General features: G+C 54.8%; 19 protein-coding genes. 6 read left to right on the plus strand and 13 right to left on the minus strand.

Going from position 1 to position 23,641, the window contains the following annotated elements; translation table 11 throughout:
* Window positions 1–5: 5 nt before the first annotated feature.
* Together BC777_RS01340 and BC777_RS01345 are read left to right on the plus strand one after the other, a co-directional pair.
* A complete protein-coding gene (locus BC777_RS01340; protein ID WP_100366370.1) occupies window positions 6–1,964 on the plus strand; it encodes an AAA family ATPase in 1,959 nt (652 codons plus the stop codon).
* A 74-nt stretch (window positions 1,965–2,038) separates the two neighbouring features.
* Entirely contained in the window at window positions 2,039–2,284 is a 246-nt protein-coding gene (locus BC777_RS01345; RefSeq protein WP_168769038.1) for a hypothetical protein, read from the plus strand.
* Here BC777_RS01345 and BC777_RS01350 read toward each other — a convergent pair whose 3' ends face one another.
* Window positions 2,285–3,268 (minus strand): glycosyltransferase family 2 protein, encoded by a 984-nt coding sequence (locus BC777_RS01350; protein WP_245834108.1) that lies wholly within the window; start codon window positions 3,266–3,268, stop codon window positions 2,285–2,287.
* On the minus strand, window positions 3,265–4,317 hold the full coding sequence (locus BC777_RS01355) for a glycosyltransferase family 2 protein (RefSeq protein WP_168769039.1): 1,053 nt from the start codon (window positions 4,315–4,317) through the stop codon (window positions 3,265–3,267). The genes BC777_RS01350 and BC777_RS01355 overlap by 4 nt, the downstream gene beginning before the upstream one ends.
* Before the next feature lie 140 nt (window positions 4,318–4,457).
* Between BC777_RS01355 and exoK the strand changes: the two genes are divergently transcribed.
* Together exoK and BC777_RS01365 are read left to right on the plus strand one after the other, a co-directional pair.
* On the plus strand, window positions 4,458–5,267 hold the full coding sequence (gene exoK, locus BC777_RS01360) for an endo-1,3-1,4-beta-glycanase ExoK (RefSeq protein WP_100366374.1): 810 nt from the start codon (window positions 4,458–4,460) through the stop codon (window positions 5,265–5,267).
* A complete protein-coding gene (locus BC777_RS01365) occupies window positions 5,260–6,480 on the plus strand; it encodes an O-antigen ligase family protein (RefSeq protein ID WP_100366375.1) in 1,221 nt (406 codons plus the stop codon). The genes exoK and BC777_RS01365 overlap by 8 nt, the downstream gene beginning before the upstream one ends.
* Here BC777_RS01365 and BC777_RS01370 read toward each other — a convergent pair.
* Genes BC777_RS01370 through BC777_RS01385 form a run of 4 tightly spaced genes read right to left on the minus strand, consistent with a single transcriptional unit; the run spans window position 6,477 to window position 10,843 of the window.
* Window positions 6,477–7,379, minus strand: a complete 903-nt coding sequence (locus tag BC777_RS01370; RefSeq protein WP_100366376.1) for a polysaccharide pyruvyl transferase family protein — start codon at window positions 7,377–7,379, stop codon at window positions 6,477–6,479. The genes BC777_RS01365 and BC777_RS01370 overlap by 4 nt on opposite strands.
* Window positions 7,376–8,875, minus strand: coding sequence for a lipopolysaccharide biosynthesis protein (locus BC777_RS01375; protein ID WP_100366377.1), 1,500 nt, complete (start codon window positions 8,873–8,875; stop codon window positions 7,376–7,378). Before BC777_RS01375 ends, BC777_RS01370 begins: the two co-directional genes overlap by 4 nt.
* A gap of 10 nt (window positions 8,876–8,885) precedes the next feature.
* Window positions 8,886–10,103 carry a polysaccharide biosynthesis/export family protein gene (locus tag BC777_RS01380; protein WP_168769040.1) on the minus strand — a complete coding sequence of 406 codons (1,218 nt, stop codon included), beginning with the start codon at window positions 10,101–10,103 and terminating at the stop codon, window positions 8,886–8,888.
* 32 nt (window positions 10,104–10,135) lie between these two features.
* Window positions 10,136–10,843, minus strand: a complete 708-nt coding sequence (locus BC777_RS01385) for a sugar transferase (RefSeq protein WP_100366379.1) — start codon at window positions 10,841–10,843, stop codon at window positions 10,136–10,138.
* 420 nt (window positions 10,844–11,263) lie between these two features.
* Here BC777_RS01385 and BC777_RS01390 point away from each other — a divergent pair, with 420 nt between their 5' ends.
* On the plus strand, window positions 11,264–12,115 hold the full coding sequence (locus BC777_RS01390; RefSeq protein ID WP_100366380.1) for a Stf0 family sulfotransferase: 852 nt from the start codon (window positions 11,264–11,266) through the stop codon (window positions 12,113–12,115).
* On the opposite strand, the gene BC777_RS01395 is transcribed toward BC777_RS01390, so the two are convergent.
* From BC777_RS01395 to BC777_RS01430, 7 genes are all read right to left on the minus strand, one after another.
* A complete protein-coding gene (locus BC777_RS01395; protein WP_100366381.1) occupies window positions 12,112–13,245 on the minus strand; it encodes a glycosyltransferase in 1,134 nt (377 codons plus the stop codon). The genes BC777_RS01390 and BC777_RS01395 overlap by 4 nt on opposite strands.
* A 90-nt stretch (window positions 13,246–13,335) precedes the next feature.
* Window positions 13,336–14,628, minus strand: coding sequence for an arylsulfotransferase family protein (locus tag BC777_RS01400; RefSeq protein ID WP_100366382.1), 1,293 nt, complete (start codon window positions 14,626–14,628; stop codon window positions 13,336–13,338).
* A complete protein-coding gene (locus tag BC777_RS01405; RefSeq protein ID WP_100366383.1) occupies window positions 14,625–16,115 on the minus strand; it encodes a sulfotransferase family protein in 1,491 nt (496 codons plus the stop codon). The genes BC777_RS01400 and BC777_RS01405 overlap by 4 nt, the downstream gene beginning before the upstream one ends.
* On the minus strand, window positions 16,112–16,351 hold the full coding sequence (locus BC777_RS01410) for a hypothetical protein (RefSeq protein WP_245834110.1): 240 nt from the start codon (window positions 16,349–16,351) through the stop codon (window positions 16,112–16,114). The genes BC777_RS01405 and BC777_RS01410 overlap by 4 nt, the downstream gene beginning before the upstream one ends.
* Window positions 16,352–16,864: 513 nt before the next feature.
* A complete protein-coding gene (locus BC777_RS01420) occupies window positions 16,865–17,971 on the minus strand; it encodes a glycoside hydrolase family 183 protein (RefSeq protein ID WP_168769041.1) in 1,107 nt (368 codons plus the stop codon).
* 214 nt (window positions 17,972–18,185) lie between these two features.
* On the minus strand, window positions 18,186–19,805 hold the full coding sequence (locus BC777_RS01425) for a protein O-mannosyl-transferase family (RefSeq protein WP_168769042.1): 1,620 nt from the start codon (window positions 19,803–19,805) through the stop codon (window positions 18,186–18,188).
* A complete protein-coding gene (locus tag BC777_RS01430; protein WP_100366387.1) occupies window positions 19,789–21,645 on the minus strand; it encodes an AsmA family protein in 1,857 nt (618 codons plus the stop codon). The genes BC777_RS01425 and BC777_RS01430 overlap by 17 nt, the downstream gene beginning before the upstream one ends.
* A 560-nt stretch (window positions 21,646–22,205) precedes the next feature.
* Between BC777_RS01430 and BC777_RS01435 the strand changes: the two genes are divergently transcribed.
* Entirely contained in the window at window positions 22,206–23,627 is a 1,422-nt protein-coding gene (locus tag BC777_RS01435; RefSeq protein ID WP_100367952.1) for a UbiA family prenyltransferase, read from the plus strand.
* The last annotated feature ends 14 nt before the right edge of the window (window positions 23,628–23,641 follow it).

The raw sequence follows: 23,641 nt of genomic DNA on the forward strand, positions 1-23,641 counted from the left end.
GCAGTATGAAAGATATCGGATTACGTATCCGCGATGCCGAGCTTCAGGCAGACCGTTTGCAGCAGAGCGCTGCAACGGACGCCACCACGCTTGCCGACGTCATCGCCGCATTGCGCAGGCAGTATGTGCCGCTTCTTTTATGCGCTTTGCTTGGCGTAATTGCGGGTGCCGTTCATCATGTGACCACGCCCGAGCAATATTACACCTCTGCAACTGTATTGGTGGATGAACGTCCAAGCGCGTTGGATGAGGAAATCACGGCAAGCATTCCGTTTGCACGCAACGATACGTCACTGCTGAACGAATTGCAGGTCCTGAAATCCCTGCAACTGGCCACGGAGGTGACGCGCCGCCTTGAGCTGCAGGATAGGGACATTTTCTTGAACCCGCCATCGTCGCTGGCACGCGATATCGTCTTTGGTGTGAAGGACAGCATTACAGGTTTGATCGGCATTGGCAGTGCATCGGAAGACCCGGTTGAAACTGACCCTGAACAGCAACGCGCAGCACAGCTTGTGGCAACAGCATCCAAGTTGCAGCGCGATATCAGCGTGACCCGTATCGGGCTGAGTTTTTCCATTGAGATCAGCTATATAGGCCATGATCCCACCTTGGCAGCGCAGATTGTGAACACCTATGCTGACGCCTATCTTGAAGACGGTTTGAACGCCAATGTTGAATCCACAGAACGCACCGCAGAGTGGATGCGCAACCGGCTGGAAGAGCTTGAACAAAGCTCGGCTGACGTGTTGGCTCAGGCTGCAGCATTGCGTCAGAGCCAACCGGGCAGGGTGGCTGAACTGCGCGAATTGGCGCAGCGTGCCGCAACCTTGGATGCGCTTTATCAGACGATATCGGCGCGGTATGAGCAGATATCGATCCAAGGGTCTTTTCCGGTGTCAAACGGGCGTATCCTGAGCCAGTCGATTGTGCCCAAAACGGCGGCACTCCCCAAGCTATGGCAGACTATGGCGGTCACGCTGCTGTTGGGCCTGATGATGGGGTTTTGCGTTGCCGTGCTGCGCGAAGCACGTGAAATGTCGTTTCGTGTCAGCACGGATGTGTATGAACATACAGGCCAGACATTTTTGGGTCATCTGCCGCGCATTGATTTTAAGGACCTGCGCAACGCACAGCCCCCACCACCCAAGACGAAAGAAATTATGCTGGATGCGCAAATGGCTTCGGCAGAAAATGCAACAGAGGCTGACGCCGCCAAAAATGACCCTGTCCGTATCGCATGGGAGCGGGCGATTTCTGGGGATTTGTCACCGCAGTTGTATTGGTCCGTTCTTATGCCCCAATCGATGTACAGCGACACATTGCGCAACATCCATACCAGTGTGAACCTGGGTGCGGCAGATGGGATGGGCAAGGTTGTTGCCGTGACATCCATGTTGCCTGACGAAGGCAAGACGACACTTGCAGTCAATTACGCAAACATGCTGGCCGCATCGGGGGCCCAGACCTTGTTGATCGACATGGACCTCAATGACTTCAGCTTAAGCAAGGCGCTCAATCTACCGCAGGGGCCCGGTATTTTTGAGGTTCTGCGCGGGCTTTCCCCGCTGTCTGACGCGATGCATCATCTGGATTATACAGGCCTTGGCGTTTTGCCATCTGGGCCAAGGCAGCAGCAACCCGTAACCGCAGATGTCGTCTATCAACGCAACCTGCACGCGCTGATGGCGGAGTTGCGCAAGCACTATGATTATGTGGTTCTGGACATGCCAGCCTTGGGCAAGGGGGCGGAAGTGAAGGCAATGATTGATCTTCTGGATAAGATCGTTCTGGTCTGTGCGTGGGGGAAAACGCCACGATCCTTGGTGGCCCGGTATCTGACCCATGAGCCTGAAATTGCACAAAAGGTTCTTGGTATCGCCCTGAACAAGGTCAACCTGCGCAAGCTGGACAGATATGCGCGGCCCGGTTGGCCTGAAAGCTATCTGGAAACCGAAGTCTGAAATGCCGGTTTTGCCCAGTAGCGCGGGACGCTGAATTCGCGTATGCTTTTACCAATGTGGTTTGGGAGGAGCCGTTGCGCCTACAGATATTTGCCTGTTTTATGGGTGTCGTCGCCGCTGCGATGGCTGTGTTTTCGTATCTGGCGGGCGCTGACGCGGGTACGATTATCCTGCGGGTCGTTGTTGTTTTACTCGTGCTGCAAGTTGCTTATTTTCTGCTTCTTGTTGCAATGAGTATGCTGTCACCTGCAAAACCCAAACCTGTCGAAAGTGATCAAAATGCACCGGTTGATGCGCTGGCCAAGACTCAAAAGCAGTAACTATCCCAATCGTGTATGAATGAACGGTGATACCGCCGGTTCCGCTTTGCCCAATAGCCGGATCAAGGTACCCCGCAGCATCAGCCGCACCACTTCCGCCAGCGGCAGTGCTTTGCCAACACGAAATTGCGTATGTGATTTGACCAACCCGCTGGCCCGCGTTTGTGGCGGGTAGCAAAATACGGGATGGGTGAGATATTTTTGGCGATCCTCTGGCTTGGCCAAAGACCAAGCTTTGCGTTGCAGAATACCGATGGATCGCTTGAGTGACAGTTCGCGTTTGTAATAGCCGACATTTGCACCGAAGTCGCGCAATGTGCCCGTTCCATTCTCGGCCCAGACAGCCAATGGTTCCATCGCGACATAGATAGGTTCGCAAATGGCAAAGGTGCGCAGGTATTCTTGCAAGGTCGCACTACACTCAAGGTGGATTTCAAGGTCGGTTGCCGCGTCGCGCGACCAGAACAGCCCGCCATTTGACACGCCGATATCGGCCATCAGGCACAGCCGAAAGACATCTGCTGTATAAAGACCGCCGGCAAGCTTATCTTCCAGAATGCCGATTGGCGAAAGGCGCGCGCGCTCCGTACCACTATCAAGTTCAACCAATTGATTGCGAAAAACGAGGTTCACACCATTCTTTTCGCAAATCGCAATGTTGTCGCTGATAAAGGTCGGCAGCACAAAGTTGTCATCCTCCAGCACAAAGAAATATGCCGCATCGTGCGGGTTGTCTTTGCTGAAACATTGATCGATATTTTTGGAGGCAAACCTTTGTGGCCTGTTCTGGTGATACCTGACCCGCGGGTCATCAAGCGCTGCGACAACGGCCGCGCCTGATCCGTCTGGGCAATCATCAAAGACATCGCAAACCCAATGTGTCGCCGTTTGTGCCTGCAAGCTTTCTAAACAGCGGCGCAAGGCAACGGGGCGTTTGTAGGTCGGTGTGCGTATATGAACAAGAGGTAGGTTTGTTTCCATCATGATACCCTTGAAGCAGATAATTCTGCCCAGTCCTGAAGCGTCCATTGGCTGGGGTCGGTCGATGTTTTAGGCGGTTGCGTGGTCGCAGGTTTGATCCGGCGGACCAGCCGATCCTTGGCAACTCCGGCTAGCTGGCCCAGCAGGGCCGGGTGGTGCAAGATATTCGTGATTGCACTGCCCAAACGCCTGCTTTTGATTTGTTGGACAAGGGTTTCGAAGGCCAAAGGCCTGTGCAATGCGACCCTGCGCGCTAAGAATGCGGCGCGTATGTCCTTTGGCAGGTCAGAGTAGCTGATCAATAAATCATCCTGTACCCTGATCATCGCTTTGATGTCGTTGGGGTGCAGACGGTGTGACAGCGAATGAACGTTCCTGCGGTAAAGGTAATAAGATTGCGGCAGCAGATGCATGCGCCCGCCGTTCAATAGAAAACGGACATAAAAATCATGATCTTCACCGATGCGGATATCTTCGCGGTAGCGCAGCCCATGCAAGGCGTCGCGTTTGATGATAGGTTTCAGATAGCCCATTTTGGGCGCGTAATCGGTGTCTGCGACAAAGGTTTTTGCAGTCACCTCTTGCGGGGTTGTGGGGCAGGCGGCACCTAGCAAGGTCGATCCGTTTTCAACCGTATTATCGACCAGATATGTCAGGTCGTCGGCAATAGCATCGGTGCCGCATGCGCGTGCGGCCTCCAGCATACGTTCCAGTCTTTGCGGGTGAATAATATCATCGCTATCAACCACCGCCACCCAGTCCCCTGTGGCCAGATCAAGTGCACGATTGCGCGCTGTGGCTGGTCCGGCGTTGCTGTCGCCCTCAATCACTTTCAAACGGGGATCTTGTGCCGCGATTTGATGAGCAATGGCGATGCTTGCATCCGTTGAGGCATCGTCTGACAGCAGAACTTCGATCTGTGAAAGCGATTGGGCCAGCACTGATTTCAATGCCGCTGCGATATGCTCGGCCGCGTTGTAATTCGCCATGATGACAGAGATTGTAGGTTTGTCCAAAGCAGTCACTTTCACCTCAGTTTTCAGCCGCAGCATAGGTGTATCCGCGCGAAAGCGCATTTTGTTTGTCGTGTCGTAACGGGCTTCGGCGACCTTGCGCCGACAACCGCAGGTTTCCGTGTTCTGATCTCTAAATATATGATAAAATGAAACAAATCAGAGCACATAGGTGATGTATGACTCAGCAACGTTGCAATCATAGCAAGCAAACCACCCGCTGCATCGGCCAGATTGCCATCTGTGCCATGCTTTTGGTGCCTGCGCCACTTTTCGCACAGGAATTGCCGAAGGGTGCCAGTTTTTTCGACGATTTTGAGACGTTTGACGAAAGCCTGTGGGGCCTGTCCGATGGGTGGGTCAATGGCGATTGGCAAAATTGCATGTGGTCAAAGGACAACGTTGCCGTTGATGATGGTCTTCTGGCTTTGCGTTTTGCGAAGGAAGCCAATGACAAACGTGACTATACCTGCGGCGAAATACAATCACGTCATGTCTATGGCTATGGCACTTATGAGGCGCGGTTTCGCACCAGTACGGGGTCTGGCCTGAACGCTGCTTTTTTTACGTATATCGGCCCGCATCACGGCAAGCCGCATGATGAAATCGATTTTGAGGTGCTGACCCGCGATACCACCGCTGTTAGCTTGAACACCTATGTTGGCGGTGAGCCAAATAACGGCAAACGCGTTCCACTGCCGCAACCTGCCGAGGATGGTTTTATCACCTATTCATTTGTGTGGGACCCGGACGGCATCCGTTGGTATGTCGATGGGGTGTTGATGCATGAAACCGCCGAAAGCTCTCCGTTGCCGGCCAACGACCAAAAGATTTACGCAAGTTTGTGGGGCAGTGAAAGTTTTCCAAACTGGATGGGTAACTTTGTGGAACCTGACGCAGAGGTTTTGATGGATATCGACTGGATTGCTTTCACGGCATTGGACGAGGGATGCCAATTCCCCGGATCGCTTGTGTGTCAGGATGGCTGAAGCGCGGATCAATATTCCGCGTCGTGGCATTGATGTCATCACGGTTGAACCGGATGCCATTCTTGCTGTGATGGCTTTGTTTGGTTTGATTTTTGTGCCCTTGCTTGGCGGTCTGGGTGCGTTGCTGTTTTTGGTTGCTGGATGCGCCTTGCTGGTGCGGCGGTTTCATATGCAGATCGGTCTTTGCCGAAAATATTGGTATATTATCGCCTTGCCCACCTTTTGCCTTTTGTCCTCTGTCTGGTCGGATTACCCGGCGGTCACATTCCGCTTCGGCCTGCAGTTGGCGGCGACCGTCGTGATCGCGGTGACCATTGCTGCGACAACATCGGCACGGGTGTTTTGCCGCAGTTTGTTCGTGCTGTACTCTTTGGCCATGGTGGCGAGTATTCTTTTTGGCAATGTGCGCAATGACACCGGCGCATGGCTGGGCATTTATGGCAGTAAGAATGCGCTGGCCGGTGCGGCGGTCACCTATGTGATCATCTGCGTGTCGCAAGTGATGGATAGCCACGCGTCCTATCGTTATCGGTTGCTTGCTGTCTTGGGGGGCATGGTTGGTATGATGCTGCTTTTGCTGGCGCAATCGGCCAGTGCGCTTATTCTGCTGCCTCCTTCGATCATGATATTGTTGCTGCTGCTGGTCCTTTACCGTCTGTCGGTGGTTCAGCGTGTGGCCTTCCTGACCTTTGTGGGCTTGATCAGCGGATTGCTGATTATCCTCGCGATTATCTTTTCGGATGCGCTTTTGGCTTTGCTTTTGGATACCACGGGCAAGGATGTCACACTTACTGGCCGAACCGAGCTTTGGCGGATCGCGCTTGAACTGATTGCCGAACGACCCCTACTTGGGGCAGGGTATCAGGCGTTTTGGGTGAAAGGGCACGGTGCCGCCGAAGCGCTTTGGTTTATGTTCGGCATTGAGGCGCGGAGCGGTTTCAATTTTCATAACTTCTATCTGTCCAACGCGGTCGAGATCGGTATCGTGGGCGTTTCCTTACAAGTCGTGATCCTTTACGGCGGGGCGATCGCCACCGGGCTTTGGTCGCTACGATCACACCGGGCGGAGGCATCGCTTTTGTTCGTTCTGGTCATGATGGTTGTCATGGTCAGCTTTGTCGAAGTGCCGATATTCTTTCAGTTTTCCCTGCGCAGCGTCATCGTGATTTGCGCGTTCGTCTATGCGATGCGTGGGCTTGCGGCGGCGCGTTAAGCGAAAGCGCGGTTTTGTGCATAACGCTTGATCAGCCCGTCTACGGCTATCATGGCCCGTTCCGTGGCCCGTTCCGTTTCCGCATCTGACGACAGGCTGGGCGTTTGATGCGCCAGCTTTTGCAAGCTGCGCGCAGCCATATGTGTGCATGCTTTGTTGAATGGGACTGCGGGGCGGCTGGTGCAGACGGCCATGGCGCCCCGCCCAGATCCGCCGCGACCCGTTGACAGCGCCCAGGCCTCTCGCAGGTTCGACGGGAACAGGAATACCGGGTTGTAATCGATGTTTAGCGCTTCGGCCCAATCATGCCATTTGAAACGGTGCACGTGATGCATGGATTTAACCCCGATCCACGGGGTGCGTAGCGCATCTGACACGATGGCGCCGTGCATTGCTTCGGTGATAACAAGCTCCGCACCAAGGATCTGCGCCATTACCTGATCCGTCGGGTGGCTGGGATCGATAAAGGTAACCCCCGCCAGCGCGCAGGCCTCTTTCCAATTCCCCCGCTCAATACTTTCGTAATGCGGCATGAAGCCAACTTTGATGTCCTTTGCAGGCTCTGGCAGGGTTGTTTCACGCAACAGAATCGCGGCATCAGCGATGGCAAGATCAGGGTTCAACCCAAGCGCATGGGTGGTTTGTGGCCCGCGCACAAAATGAAATTCCCATGTACCGTCATGCACGTCTGGCTTTTTAGTGTAGCCGCCGTAACCAGAGCCGACGACGACTTTCTTGGCGTCCTTGGGGTAGTTGTGCTGGATCACTGAGCCGATACCGACAAACAGCTCTGCCGGATCATCATCAAAGAAACCTTCGGGCAAAAGCTCGGCCCACATTGTCGCGTTCAATTCATCGCCAAAGTTAGGCGGGTCCCCTTGAAAATAGGTCAGTTTCATTGGGCTGGTTTTCCTTTTTTAGGGATGTAACGGCGCAGTTCTGCGATCTGGCTGCGTGACAGGACAAGGATGAAAAGCATATAGACAGCACCACCGATCCCCAGTTGCAAAATGAACTGAACAACCGGTGCTGTGTCGGGCATGGCGAATGGCACCGCCAGCATGCCAAGCGACATCGCAATGGTGGCTGCAACAGGATGACCAAATCCTTTGAGATAGTGCCACGCGCTGCTGTCAAGCAACTTGGCCGTCATCATGACCGAGATCGGCCAGAGCAAGACTGTTTTTGCCATCAGCGCGATCATCAAAACCGACAGGCCAAAACGGTAAGTCACTGCGATCACAAGGACAGCGGCCGTTTGCTGCATAAGCTGATACCAGAACCACCATTGGGCCTTGCCTTGCGCCTTGATCAGGGATGACTGCACCACCCCGATGCTGGCCAGAACACCCGCGACGCAAAACGCCTGTACCGGAAAGACCGCGCCTGCCCATTTGTCATCTAACAAGAGCGCCAACAGGGTGGGGGCGGTGATGGCCAACGCGCAAAACATCGGCATGCTGACGGCGACTGATACGAAAGACGCCATGCCAAATGCGCGCGCTGTTTTTTCGCGGTCACCCTGCAATGTCGATAGCAGCGAAAGTGTAACTGCGGATAAGGCCCCGCTCACAAGCTGTGTCAGCATGTGGTAAAATCGCTGGGCAAAGAAGAACAGACCAAGGGTCGCCGTGCCTGCAAGAACGCCGAGGATCATGTGATCAAGTTTGATCGTCCCAAGCATCCGGTTGCCGGAAGCAAAGACACCATAGTTGGCAAGATCGCGCAGAGCAGACCATTTGAACGTGGCACCGGGCCGCCATTTCGCCACCCAAAAGGCCATCGCGCAGGCCACCAGACTGGCCGAAACCTGACTGCCCACTAAGGCCCAATAGCCAAAGCCAGCAAAGAGCATCGCAAGGCAGATTGTGACACTGACCATGGTCGCCACGGCGGTGCGCAGAGCGATCAACTTGAATTGCATAGACCGCGCAATCATCCCATTCGGGACAGCTGCGGCAAGTTCAAGCGGGATGCGCAGGGCCAATATCGGCAGGATCGCCGCGATGGCCGCATCGCCCATCAATGTGGCAATCGGGGTGGCCCAGATCAGGAATGGTAGGAAATAGAACACGCCAAAGAGTACGGTTAACCAAAACACGCTATCGGCATGTGCCTTGGTCAGTAGTTTATGTTGGATCAATGCCTCGCCAAATGCCAATGGTGTAAAGGCAAAAACTGTCATCACCAGACTGGTTGCCAACCCGACAAGGCCAAAGTCAGAGGGTGACAGAAACATAGCGCTGACAAAGAAGACGACGGCTGAACTAATGGTGGGGATCAGCGTTTGGAGAGACGACCACAACACGCCGGTCACGGCCAGAACAGAGCGTCCAGCCGTCAAATGCGGGTGATATTCGTCAATATCCGGCTTGGCTATCGCGGGGCTACTCATCGCATGACCATCAATTTGACGGGGTCGCGGCAGTTAGGTCAAGAGGTGTTACCTCAAGCGCGTCGCCGGGCATCAGCAAGGTCTGCTTGTCGGCATCCAGCGTTGTGGGTTCCCCTCTCATACGGGTGATGCTGTAACTGACGGCAGGCGCCGAAGGATCAGTCGCTTGCAACTGCGTAATCTGTCGGCCAGCCGCAGCCGACAACAGATCATACTGTCCCATCAACTGCGCATCGATCTCGGCGATTTGCGCTTCAACCTCTTGCAGCGACGTTGCATTCTCTTCGTTCCGTACGGCAATAAGCACGCCCTCGGACCGCTCAAGCTCTTGCGTGTCTTGCTGGGCCAGAACGATGGTTCGTTCGATATCCAACAAGCGGCTTTCGAGTTCATTGACATATGTGGCGCGCTCAAAAACCCGGATTGGTGCGGCCAAACCGCGTTCGACCAGATCTTCTTCGCGCTCAAGCTCGGTTTGTCCCGCCTCAAGCTGGGTGCGGTTCGTTTCGAGCTTGTCTTGCAAAACCGCTGTTGCTTCTTCCAGCGTTGCGCGTGCGCGGGCAATTGACTGCAATTCATAGTCGTAGCGCGCGTTACGCGCTTGCAAGATCGCCTCTTCTGCGGCCCAGGCGGCGGGCGCGATATCTGTTCCGTCAGGGGTGAATTCCGTATTTTGATCAATCTCAGCGATCAAGCGGTCGCGTTTCGCAGTCAAAAAGATCAATTCATGTTGTAATACGCTGATGGTGCCGCGGGCTGTCAGAAAATTACGCTCTTCTCCTTCCAGCGTATCAAGCGCCTCTGTGCCGCCAGCAATCGACAAGGCTTGTTGTACGGTCAAACCCGGTGTGTATGCGTAGACACCCGGTGTTTTGACCTGCCCGCTGATATATATTGGTGCGTAGCTGTCCACACTCACGGCGGCACCGGCCGTTTGGCCAATGCCGACGTAAGCTGACAGAGCGGCCTCAATGTCGGCCGCAATCTCGTCCAAGGTCCGATCCACTGCGGGGAAGGATCCCGCAAGCGGCACAGCAATATTGCCGCCTGTGCCGATGGGATAGCTGCCAGATACGCCGGGCATCTCAGTCACAACAGAATGCAGTTCATCCCAAACAGCAATTTGGACGTGCAAACGGTCATTGACGCCGACACGGTAGCTTTCTGCCCACATCGCTGTGGGTAGCAAGAACAACAGAACGCAGGTACGAAAACGTGTGATCATCATTATCATCCAGATCAGAGGCGCGGGCAGGGGCCTTAATATGATCCCCGTGAGGACACCACGGCAGGAATGGTGCGCAGAATAATCGATATGTCCGAGACAAGCGACCAACCCTGCACATATGTCGTATCGAAGGACACGCGCTGTTCATAGCTTGTGTCGCTGCGACCGCTGACCTGCCACAGACCTGTGATGCCCGGACGTGCGCTTAGATAAATCGGTGCTGCCGTGCCGTACATCGCCAGCTCATCATCAACGACGGGGCGGGGGCCGACGATGCTCATATCACCGAAGAGAACATTGATAAGTTGCGGCAACTCATCAACGCTGTAAGCGCGCAACACGGCACCAATCCGGGTGACCCTTGGGTCATTACGCAGCTTGCGATCACGTTCCCATGTGTCCCGTTCTTGCGGGTTTTGGGTCAAGTACTCTTGCAATACGCGATCACCATCGGTGACCATTGAGCGAAACTTCCAACAGCGAAACGTACGCCCCTGATACCCAACACGGCTGTGCCCATAAAGCGCCGGACCGGGGGCGGCGAGTTTGACCGCGATTGCAACCATCACAAACAGAGGTGCAAGCATCAAAAGGGCAGTGCTTGCGATGATGATATCAACAGCGCGTTTCAAAATGCCCCCAACGGCGTGATCTGACGTTAGCGGGTTTGTATCGTTTAAAGAAACATTCACTCGTTTTTCGTCAAAGGCTGCAAAGCCCACACTTTCCATCGTCGGCATTGTCGTACTCCCAATTTTTGAGACAGAACTTACTTGCCGCCAAACTGACAGCCTATTTTGCGATTGCAGCAATTCATCCAAACCTCGCGTTGAATTGGCGAAAACTCGCCATGGAATTTTGATTTGACAGACAGGTGATGCTTAGATTTTGCGCAAGATTGAATAAATTTTTGGGTAAAGTAGTGAATTTATCGTTTAATTTCAGTATTTTGTAGGAAGTGCCGGTTTTCCGCGCGCCAAATGTCAAAAATACGCCGAGGCGATACAGCAATGTTCTGTACCAATCGGCCAATATATGCTCGATTCTGCGCTGCGGCGTAAAGCAACCACAGCGCCATGCGAACTGGTGTAACCTGTCTTTATTGATGGCATTGATTCCGCAGCCACCGATGACAAAACTGAAATCAGAAGGACCTCACCATGTCTGACACTGTTTCGAAAGTAAGGATAAACGACGGGCTCTGGCACCGGCAGTTTGACTCGGAAAACGACTATCCCACTGTGCCGGTCACCAAAAAATTTGCCCTTTGCACCACCCCACGATGCGGCAGCCATTTTTTGGGTCACAAGCTTCATGATCTTGGCGCTTTTGGCTATCCGCTTGAATATCTGAACCCCGGAAACTGGCAGGTGTGGAACAAACGTGCGGGCGAGAGGCCAACGCTGGATTTTATCAAGTCGATTCGCACTGGGCCCAATGGTTTGTTCGCTGTGAAATTGCATCATGAGCATCTGACAGCGTTTCTTAAGCATGAAGCGGAACCGCTGGATTATAAATTCATTCACTTGCGGCGCCGTGACCTGACCAAACAAGCGATTTCATTTGCCCGTGCGCAACAAACAGGGGCGTGGATATCTGACATGCCTGAAACTGCACCTGCCTGTTACGACTGGGCGCTGATCGCGGAAAAGATGGATGCCATTTCGCGCGGGAATGCTGATTGGCAAAGTTTTTTGCGCAGCGTCGGGGTGCAACCCTTGGAGATGTATTACGAAGATATCGTCGCCGACACGCCGCAGGCCATTGCGCAGATTGCCGACTATCTGGATATTGATCTGGCCGAGGTCACGCCGGAAGAGCCTGCCTTTGCACCCAAACGACAAAAAAAGAAGGCGCAGGATGATTGGTTGACCCGGTTTCAGGCAGACAGCCGCGCCATGTTGAGCAAGGGGGACGCCATTCCGGGCGTGTCATACCCCGATAATGTTGCGGTTTTGCGCCGCCGTACTGTGAAGGTGGCAAAGCGGCTGCGGGCAAAGGCGGGGTTCTAGCGCGTCTGCGGGAGCACCTGATCAAGTGCTTCTTCGATATCTGTTGGACGCAGCATAAAGGTAGTATCATCTGTAGCCAACAGGCGGTTGCCAACGGTCATGATCGTTTCACTATTCAGGCCCGCGATCAGCGCGTTGAGCGCAGACACTGATGGTGTATCGATGGTAAAACCCAGCCCGTCCGCCGCGACTTTGCGCCCGGTTTCCGTGTCGCCAACAGCAATCGACGGGCAGCCAAACCAGCTTGCCTCATAGATGCGGTTGGGCAGCAGCCAATCGGAATTGGCACCACGTTGCCAAAGATCCTGCGCCCAGACGACATCGCAGGCGGCATAGACGGCGGCCAGACCGTCGGGGTAATCATAGGACCCATAATAGGTAGTATTAGCATACTGCGCGATCTGGGCATCAAAATCCGGCAGGACATGTCGGTGGACATTGCCATGAATGCGGATGGCGATATCATCACCAAAATGGTGTGCGACCCCCAGCAACAGATCAAGACTTGGGGCACAGCGGATTGACCCGACCCACCCAATGGTCAGGGGAACGTTCGGCGTTCGGGTGTCAGGGCGCGGGATGGGTGCCCCATCAAACCAGAGCTTGTTTTCTATAACCACATAGGGGCCGCTGTATCCTTGAATGGCTTTGAAATACTGGCTGATAAACCCTGGTGATGACACGATCAAAAGCTGCACCCGCGCCAAAAGGCGCCGTTCGCACCACCGCATGATAGCACCTGCAATATCGGTTCTGGTGAACAGCCCATGAATATCGAGGCATTCGTAAACCAAAGGCGTCCGGCGCTTGCCCGACAACATGCGTGTGACCCAGGCGATGATCAGCAGATCAAAGTTGCGCGCGATGATCACATCCGCATCTTTCAGCAGATGGCGCTGCCGCATCATACGCCATATCCCGCGCAAAATGCCGATCACGCGCTTGCCATAGCTTTCGTTTGCCACAAAACCCAAGTCCGCGTTCGGCCAATCGGGGGTGAAATCCGCATTCATATTGCCACGTTGAAACGCCGCCGACTGCACGTCATGCTCCAACATCTGAAGACTTTTGATCCGCCTGATCTGCGAGGCTTCGGTCAGATCAAACGCAAAAACAAAGACGCGCGCCAATGGGGTATCCTTCGTGTCGGGCGGGGTGGCGTTTGGTAACGCTTTGCCTAAGTGATAAGGTGCGGGGGTGATGATGCCAATCAGTTACGATCACTGCGCGTCCGCGAGGACAGAACAGGTTGGCACGCCATCGTCAAAAAAGTCTTCTGGAATGTGACGTGCTTCGGTGATGATCAGATTGTTCGTAGCGTCCCAGACCATGTCACGTGTCCACACAACATTGCCTGCCGGGTCAACTTCAAGCACACGGCCATGTTCGGCATTGGTCAACAGGATGTTGCCATTTGGCAGATACTGGTGCTTGCCCCGACGCCAGGTGTAGAATGGGACAGCGTCGCTTCCGGCAAAGTCGATGGACATCTCTCCGGTTTCCGGATCAATCCGCCTGATGAGTGACCGATCCGTGCCAGTTGCATTGTCAAAGACCGTAATCGTTCCGTCAGCGTGAAAGTCGGGGTCGTGCTGTTTCAGCCAAGGCCCATGTTGCCACCATCGCAGGATACCGGTTTCAGGGTCAACAACAGCAACAAGATTGGGTTCGCGCAGGCTGAACAACAGATCCCCCGCTTCAAACATGGGAAAGGCATCGGCCATTTCGGGGCGTAGCATTTCGACATCGTTGGGGTGGAAGGGGTCGTAAGCATAGGTGAGCCCGCCCTGCGCATCTCCGGGCTCTACTGTGCGTATGTCAAAGATCGCGCGCTGTTCGCCATCGTTTGCCGGAACAACATCCCGGACAATACTGACGGTATCGGTGTGTTCGCCGGTATCTTCGTCAAGCCGCACCATATTATCGCCTTCCCAGGTCCACAGCCCACCATCGCCGCTGCGTGTGATCGAATGGTGAAAGCCACCGATCACGCTCCACATTGTTTCACCGCAGGCATCAACCCGTGCGATTGCCTGCCCGGTATCAAAGGTGGTCACCACAGATCCGTCTTCGAACACTTCCATCCCGTGCAACATCACATTCTGCGGGGGAATATCTGTATCGAATTGGTCGTATTTGATTGGCCAGCGATGTACTTCATCACCTGCGGCATCAAACATGCGCACGACATGTTCAGAGGTTTCCTGATCATCGCTCAAACCCGCAACCAAGATGTAGCCGGGTTGCTGAACGGCACCCGGCGCGAGCGCATAACCCCGGTCGGGCGATGCATCGCCTGTGTCGTTGGGCGGGACAAGATGGCGGGTTGGCTCAAGCCCCAGATCGTTTTTCCAATTGGTCGAGACATCAAGATAGGTGCGATGCGCAAGCCCTATCTGCGGGGCAGGAAACCATCCCCACCAAGAAGATACGATGCCATAAATCATTGAGATGAAGACGAGCGAAATCAAAAACCCGCCAAAAAACAGGCGGTCAGCAGATGATTTTTTCACGAGATATATCCTTGTTTCGATAAAGCGGCACCGATGGAAAGGCGGCACAGTTCTGCGTGCAGGTTATCGGCGCGCTGTAGTTGTGTAGATGTCACCCCGGTCAAATCCGGCACCGGACCAGGCGCACGAAATGTCGCGCCCATCGCGGTGAGTGCTGCCTGGTGGTCAAGCTGCATGGCCTTGGCCAGTTGCGGCAGAAAGCGTGCTGGTTCAGCGCATAATGCATCATGATCGACAATGACAACAGACGGACCAGCGGTGGCGAGGATATGTTCATAAGCGGCAATCCAGTAATCCAGCCAAAATGCCGGGCTGTTTGCCATGTCCGGATCATGCGGGGTGCCATCAAATGCGATGGGGCGCAGCGCTTCGCCAAACTCAAGATGGCCAATACCTTCCATATAGCGTCGGGCAAATGGTTCTCTTGCATGAAGATCACTGAAACGTTGATGCTGGCGCATTAGCGATTGTACCTGCGCGCGTGGATTGCGGACGGGCACGATCACACATGCATCGGGAAACATCCGCTGGATCAGCCCAAGTCGGGCGATATTGGCGTTGTTCTTGGACAAATAGCGTGCGGCACCCGATTTGGTCGCCACAATCTTGGCCATGTGGGTGCGAAAGAATGTTTCAAACTCAGGTTTTTCGGCGTCGGCTGTCCAAGGCGTGATCCGGTCCTTGCCATAGTGTTCGGGCCAAAATGCCATCCACAGCATTTCTTCAAAGGCTTCGGGGCTGTCAAACCCGACCTCAATGCCATCACCATGCGCGCGCTCTGCCTTTTCGCCGGGTTTGCGGAACGCACCGGAAAAACCGCCCCAGAGCAGCGGCGATAGGGTGAAGGGCATATGTCTGTAAGTGGCCGAGGCGAACTGCGGCAAGCTTGCAAGCACCTCCAGCATAATCGTGGTTCCGGCGCGGGGCAGTGACGTGACGAAGATCGGTCGCTTAGCCTGTTCAATGTCTATGCGACGCTTGAAAATTCTACTTTCAAGCTTTCCAAGCGTCCGTTGACGGCGTGGCGAAGCGAAGGCGAAATCATGCAATGCGATATCAAGCTTGTTATAGGGCACGTCATCGCGTTCAACGACCTCGGACGCTGGTGTGCGTTTCATACGATCAAGCCCGACCCAAACCGCAATCGCAACAATGCAAGAGCCCAGAATAAAGGGCCAGCCCAAGGCAACCTCAATAGCGCGTTCAAGCGAATAGAGACCCAATAGCGACCCACCCCAGACCAGCACTCCGGAGGCTGCCAAAGCCATCACACCAATGGACGCAATCCAGAAGAAGCGGCCAAGTAGTTTGATAGAGGCACGACGCATGTGCTTTTCTTTGTCTGCGTCGGTGATGTCCGTATTGGCCATCATACCGATGGCACCCTGCGTGGTCTCAATAACATCACTCGCGACTTGGGCGGCGTTGAAAACGCGCAGCACCAATATGAATGCAAACAGGCCCAGTAGCAGGGCCGCAACGCTCATTTGGGCTGCTCAGAATTGTCGGGGATATCGGCTGGTGCCTTGCTGCGCATCATGCGCTTGATCGGATACCAGACAAATCCGACAACGGCCAAAACCAGTGCCGCGAGAAGGGCAATCATTGTCCCAATGGCGGTCAGGCCAGCGCCGGGACCGACGTAGGCTTGTGCGGCCATCGGTAGAATACCTGCCCAGATGCAAAGTGCCATACCGGTGGCATGTGTTAGTGATAGTCTCATGTCCTGCTCCTTACGTTTGATGAGCGGGGGGACTTCGATCATGGGAAAAAGCAATTGCGAGACACCCCCTCTGGCCTTTCAAATTTATGAATTTCGTGGCATGGGGCCAAGCGACCCAGCAGAAAGCGGCGAAAGCCTGCCAGCAGCAAAACCCGCCAAACCGGGGTTGCCTGTTCCGATTTCTGTCGTGGTGTTCCATCGGCCAAAAAAGGCTTAGTGTGCGTTTCCGAAAACCAAAGTCATCGGAATGTATCGCACCCAGTGGTGCCCTCCGCGCGGCAACGCTTTGAAATGCAATAAACTAAGGGTGTTAGGCGTCTTGTGTCACGATGCTGACCACCGCGGATCTTGGTGCGCGCAAGAGCGACAGATCGCCAGCGGTCGGGATAAGACCGCGCCTATCATCAAGATCGAAATGATGCGCAAAACACTGCCGACTGACCGTCCAATTGGCGCGCATCACTGGTTTGGCAGGATGCGCGCGTGGTTATTGCGACGGATTCAGTGGTAGAGCTACTCTGTCGCGCGCACCGATATAGCAGGCGTTTCCGGCTCAATCCGGGCCTTCATAAGGAACACGTTGTAAAGAGGTTTCCACCGCGACATCGTAAAGTAGACTTCACTATCAATGTCGGTCCCCGGTACAATGTAGGGCGCATAGAGGCCGGGATAGTCGCGACTGTCGGCAACGATCTGCATGTCGCTCCAGGGGCCGGTCGGGGCAGGGGACTGACGCAGAACAATTGCCCGCAGATTTGGCTCATAATACATCATCAACCAGCGCTGATGCGCAGCACTCCATGCCACGGACAATTCACCAATTGAGGGGGGCACAATATCGGCGGCAGCGCGTATGTTCGACACCCATCGCGTGCCGTTCCAGTACTCATAAGAGGCCGGATTCAACATCGCATCTGGCGCAACCCGGCCCAGCTTTGCCGCCCCAAAACGCCCCTGCGGAATACCGAAGACATAGATCATATCCCCGTCCGCGACATATGCGACCTGTTCAAATCCGGTGCCTGCGGGCCAGATGGCTGTCTTTGATCGGGTCCAGGTCTGTCCGTTGTCATCGGACGAAGCGAGCCCCGATCGCCGGACATACCAGCGATCATCCTCACCCCACATCCGCACGGACATATAGTGCATGACCATTTGTCCTGCCGCAGAAATGGCGTTTGTGGGGATCACTGTCCATTCAAAGCCGGGCACACGGGACGCCGCCACCAACTCTGCCGCTGTACCATCGGCCGCTTCGGTCATCGCGGCAAAGGAAAACCCATTGCGTGGATCAGGGTCGGCAATCCGCGCCAGTACATTGCTACGCCAATCGCCGCCATCTGGCCCATATGTATCGCCAAACATCATGTAAAGGTCGTCATTGTGAACAAACATGTGGCCCAGATCGGTGCCATGCACATTCCATCTGTCAGCGGTTGCATTCATCGATGCCGCACCGGTTAACTGGGCGACAACCTCGGCAGGGCTGACCCGCAAATCGGATGTGGCTGGGCTACTTTCATCCATAGGTGGCAACACCATCATGCTACTGATCGCAATCTGGCCAGCATCGCGGCTGGAAATCGCGTTCATCTCATTGTCGCATGTGGCGAGTGACATCAACAGTGTCAAAGATATTGCAAATTTCTTGAACATCGGGGGACTGCCCTCCCATAACGGGGTTCCAACGGGTGCGCGGATCCGTGGTTTTATGCGCAAACCACGGCGCCGACATGAGCAGTAATTGACCGATATTCGGGCAACAATAAGGCGATTTACCGCCTATTTGTGATAGTTTTGGAATTTTTAGTGGATCAGCCGATGGCCTGCCGAATCAGTCGCTTTCACCAGGCGCACTGGGCGGCGTCGAAGCAACACGGTCTTCACACAAAAAGGCGTAGGCGGGCCAAGGAGTTCCGGCCAATTGTTCAACTGGCATGGTTCGGCAAATCAGCTCAGGATGCCGATGTTCGATCCATTGCAGGAACTGTTCCCCATCGGTGGGTACGACAAGGCCGCCCACCGGGTCGCGCTTTGCAATTTCGTCCTGTGTACGCCATGTCACGCGGTAACTGGCCGGTTTTGGGACCTCATCCAGCAGTTCATGATAGAGTGTAGCCATACGCACATCATAGGTCATTGAGACGACGGGATCGGGTACGGGCGATTGCGGGACGATCACTTCAAGCGTTTCGACGAGACCCTCGAAAAGCGGGGTACGGGCAGAAAGATAGCCTGCCATCTCGACCGTGCGCACCACGCCGAACATGATAAGGATCACGCCAGCCCAAAGACGCACACGCGGCCAGCGTGCGACCCACCAGCCAATCGCAGCAATGGATCCGACCAGCATCGGTCCAAGAACCGGCAGATGAAATGCGCGGATGTCATAGGCGCCGTACCAAAGGGTAAAGGGCATAAAGGCCAACCCAATCCCCAGTATCAATGCCAGCCCTCGCCACGCCGTATCGCGCTGCCGCCATCCCAACGCAAAAACAGCCAAGCCAGCGACAATCATCGGTGCCGAAAGACGAGGATGCGCAAACTCCAGGGTATTCAACAGGATTTCTGCGGTCTGGGTCGAGGCCAGACCAGCACCGTAAAGATCGCCGAAGTAGGTCCCTGCGATATACTGTATCAGCTCCGTCGTTGTCGGCGGCAGCGGCATATATTCGGAATAGGCCGTGGTTGGTGCATGGGTCACCCAGGCCAGATAAAGATACTGACTGGCACCCGCCATAACGAGCAGCAGAACGCTGATGATGATTTTTGGGCGTAACAGGATGCGGTAATGTGCGGCCGTGATCCAAAAAAACACTGGCACAAGCATAATCATCATAAGGTGATTACCAAACGACAGCGCATAGACCCCGCAAGCGGCGATGAAATACCCCGGCCATTTCGTTTCAATGAACCGCAGCAACAAAAAGCCCGTTGAAAGTATGAAGGCCAAGGCAAGCGGATAGACCTCTGCCTCGGTCGATTGCACGGCCATCAGCCCCGCACTGCCCAAAAGCAACGCAGCCGCCAAACCAAAGATCACGGTTTGCGTCAGCCTGCGGACGATCAGGAACGCCATTGTATTGGCGATTGCGCCCGGCACAGAGGCCATCAGGAAGGTCATGATCCACCACGGCTCTAACGGTAGCGCCAACCAGCGCACAAACGTCCCTAACATCAGGATCAGCGGGTAACCCGGCCCATGCACCAGAATTGACGTATGGCCCAGGGTCTGAAACTTGGCTGAATCTCCCGCATTCAGCATCCCGCCCAGCCCCGGAAAAAGACAGTAGCCGTAAAGCACCAACCAGAAAAACAGAACACCCGTTGCCATCAGTCGGTTGGGCCAGACTGCATGACCGGCTGCGGCGCCCGGCACATGTGATGAGCCGCCCTGTGCGGTCCCCAGTTGTGTCAAAACTGCGCGTGAGGCGCCATTATCGATCGTCAGCATACGCATCAATCCGTTCGGCAGTGACCACCGGGACGCCCGGCGCGACCACAGGTGCAAAGAGCGTGCCGCCGACGCCAAATGGCAAATCGACAATCGCATCGCTGGGGCTCGCAACTGTTTCGGGTGCTGACAGCAGTACCGCATTTCCCCCAATGTTCATTGTGCCTTCTGACATCAGAACCTCGCCCAACATATTGATACCGAAATGTTCACCAGTGATCTCCACCTCAGACAGGCTGGCCACACCCGATGCGAAATCGATGCGTGCGTCCAGCTGATCAAACTGCGTTCGCCCCGCCGCGGGGATCAGCGGTCCGTACTCTTGTGTCATAAACTTGCGACCCGCGTGCAGCGTCTCCAGCGTTGTGACCAGATCGGTGCCGACCAAACTGCCATCTGTCAGCTGCGCTGTGACCGATCCCTTCAAACTGTTGAGTAATTGGCCAAGTGTTTCGCCATCAGCGCCCACGTTGAAAAGACCGTTCATCGTGCCTTCGGGCAATTGTGCCGTGCCGATCAGTGGTGGTGGCCCCATCGCTGCCAGAAACTGCGTGACCTCGCCAGCCGACATATTTTCGACCCCTCCGGTGGCCATTAATCTGACCCCGTCGCTGGGCACCTGTTCAAGCGCGACTTGTGCTTCTATCTGGCCAATTCCTTCTGCGGCTCCAGAAAGATCAAGCGACATGGCCCTATCGCCAACTGCGACTGATAATGCGGCTGTATCAACTGTTAGCCCGCCAACCGCCAAATCCTCACCTGCTAATGCGATGTCCAAATCAAGGTCATCAAGCCATGCCATCTTCACCGGTATATCGGTCCAGCGGCGATCATCCATTTGTGTTGCATGCGCGACGAAAGCATTCACCGTGACAGGCAGAGACAGCAGCTTTGCAATCACGGTTTGGTCTTCAGTTTCAGCGCGCAGATGGCCATCAATGTCCACGCCACCCACCGAAAAGGTCGCGTCGGAAATAGCGACCGTGTGTGGGGTCACGGAGAACGTGCCTTCAATAGTCACCGCGCCGAAACCCCCGCGGGATAGGCCCAATCTGCCGGCTGCCTGCCAAAGCTTATCGGCGATCTCGTAAGGAGGTGCCGGATTGGGTGTTATGTCCTCGCCCGGTTCGCTCTGATGGCGCGGACCGACGCGGACGTTCATCCTGGCTTGCGTTCCCAGGTCTGAAACCAACGCGCGTAAATTATCCAGTTGCAGATCAAAACGCAGGTGCTGTGGCCCAATGAAGGCGTCACCACGCATCACAACGGCCTCTGTCAGCGCATCCGCGCCCAAACGCATATTGAGGCCAGAGATGTTTTGGTCTCCTACCGCATCTGTGAGGCGCAACGCGCCGTCGACAAATATCACCTCGCCAAGCTGTGGCATCTGGTCTTTTGAGGTTTCGCCCTCAACCTGCTGCTGTGCGGGTGCTGCAAAAGGCCGCCCGGACATGCGCAGGTCAATTTCGGGGCGCAACAACACAAGCTCCGCAATTTCGACCCGTCCCATCAGCAGTGGAACTATCTTGAGCGGTGCGATGATAGTGTCGGTGGTAAGGACAGGCGCAGCATCAACATTAGTGCGCGATACAAACGCCGGATTGGATACAACCACGCGAAAGCCCGGTTCGACGGTGATGTCGGCATCATCGCGCAATGTGAATGCGCCACCGCTCCAGCGCTCTATCTGTTTGTTGATTTGTGCCTGCACCAGCCTGTCTGGAACCAAAGCGGGTACGACAAAATATGCGCCAGCGCTGATGGCACAGACGGCAATGATCCAGACAATCCACCGCCTTGATCCTGATACCAAGCCGTTTACTCCCATGCGCGACTGCATTTTGTTTCCTTATCTTTCATGATGCACGGCGGCGGATGTGGTGCCGCCGTAGCTGACCGGAACAGACCGTTAAAATCGCCCTATAGTAATGGGCCTGCTTGCAATCCTTTATTGAACGTAAGGGGGCAATCACCCCGCAACACCCATGCGACCCCGATTTGACGCCAACATCCACAAATGGTGCACCAGACCCCGAAAATTTACCATTTTCCGCCGGTGGATCGCCGAATTTGGCGTTTTTCTGCCAGAGCGGATGCTGCACGAGAAACACCCTCGTAACCCATCGATTGTGTCGCCAATTTGGGTTGAGCGTCACGACTGATGGTCTGAATGCTGTCGCAAAAGGGTGTCTGAAACATACGCGATGCGCCCTTCAAAAGACCGGCTTGCAGTGCTGGTAAAACCGCTAACCAAGAAAGGAACATGATATCACTTTCAAAGCAAATATCAGTTCCGTACCGGGGGCATCTGCTGGTGTCATGGGGGCAGGTCTCGGTGCAGGCAGATTGCAAGGCAAGTCTGTCTCTCACATAGATTATGTCACCGCGGATGATCTGGATATGGATATCAGCGTCCCGCTGGTCGTTGATCTGGACGGGACACTTATAAGGTCCGACCTTTTGATCGAGACCGCATTTCGCCGGGTAGGAGGTGATCCCGCTGCAGTCTTTGGTATGATGCGCGCGCTCAAAGCTGGCAAAGCCGCTTTGAAGCATTTTCTTTGCAGTAACGCAGATTGTGTACCTGCGACCTTGCCATATGACGAAACCGTTCTTGGCATCGTGCGCAAGGCCCGCGATGCGGGGCGTCCGGTTTATCTGGCGTCCGCGTCACATGAAAGTTTTGTCAGCGCGATTGCCGAACATTTGGGCGTGTTTGACGGGTTTTTCGCAACAACGGCTGGGGTCAATCTATCAGGGCAGAAGAAGGCCCAGTGCCTGATCGACAACTTTGGCCTGGGTGAGTTCGATTATATCGGTAATGATGCTGCCGATTTACCCGTTTGGAAGGTGGCGCGCCAGCCCATTGCGATCCGCACGTCACGGTCTGTGACAGCCAAACTGCGTGATATCGCCCCTGGCGCGTTGTTTCTGGATCATGAGCGCACATCGTCGAAAAGCTGGCGCAAGCAATTGCGTGTGCATCAATACGCGAAGAATGCATTGGTGTTCTTGCCGATGCTTGCGGCGCATATGTTTGATTTTGTCAGCCTGCTTACGGCCACGCTCGCGGCGGTGTCGTTCTGCTTCGCAGCTTCTGCCTGTTACATACTGAATGATCTGGTGGATCTGGTTGATGACCGGGCGCACCGCAGCAAGAAAAACCGCCCACTTGCAAAGGGTGATATCCCGTTGATCCATGCGGTTATCGCAGTGCCGATATTGCTGGCATTGGCGACGATTGTATCGCTCTCCATCTCATGGGCGTTTGCCGGGGTGCTTGCGATCTACTTCATATTGACGACCTTTTACACGTTGCATCTTAAGCGCATCCTGCTTGTCGATGTGCTGACCTTGTCTGGCCTCTACACTATTCGCATGATTGGTGGTGCGGTCGCGCTTGGGATTGGTTTGTCGTCATGGTTGGTTGTGTTTTCCTTGTCGATCTTTGTCTCGTTGGCACTGATGAAACGTTTTGTGGAATTGGCAGCACGCGTCGATTCCAGACTGCCTTCCCCAGCAAATCGCGATTATGAGAACGCCGATTTGACGATGTTGGCGGCATTGTCAGCAGCGGCTGGTTTCAACGCTGTCACGGTATTGGCGCTCTACGTATCTGGGTATGCTGTCAGCTCTCTTTACACATCTCCTGACTTGTTGCTTCTGGCTTGCCCGATCCTGACATATTGGATTGGTCGCGCGCTCATCCTTGCCCAACGCCGCCAGATGCAGGACGACCCGGTGGTCTTTGCAATCAAAGATCCCATGAGCCGGTTAAGTGGTCTTGCCATGCTGGCCGTCTTTGTGGCCGCTTCATGGTAGCGGTGCCGCGATCC

The sequence above is a fragment of the Yoonia maricola genome (assembly GCF_002797915.1).
Taxonomy (GTDB): Bacteria; Pseudomonadota; Alphaproteobacteria; order Rhodobacterales; family Rhodobacteraceae; genus Yoonia; species Yoonia maricola.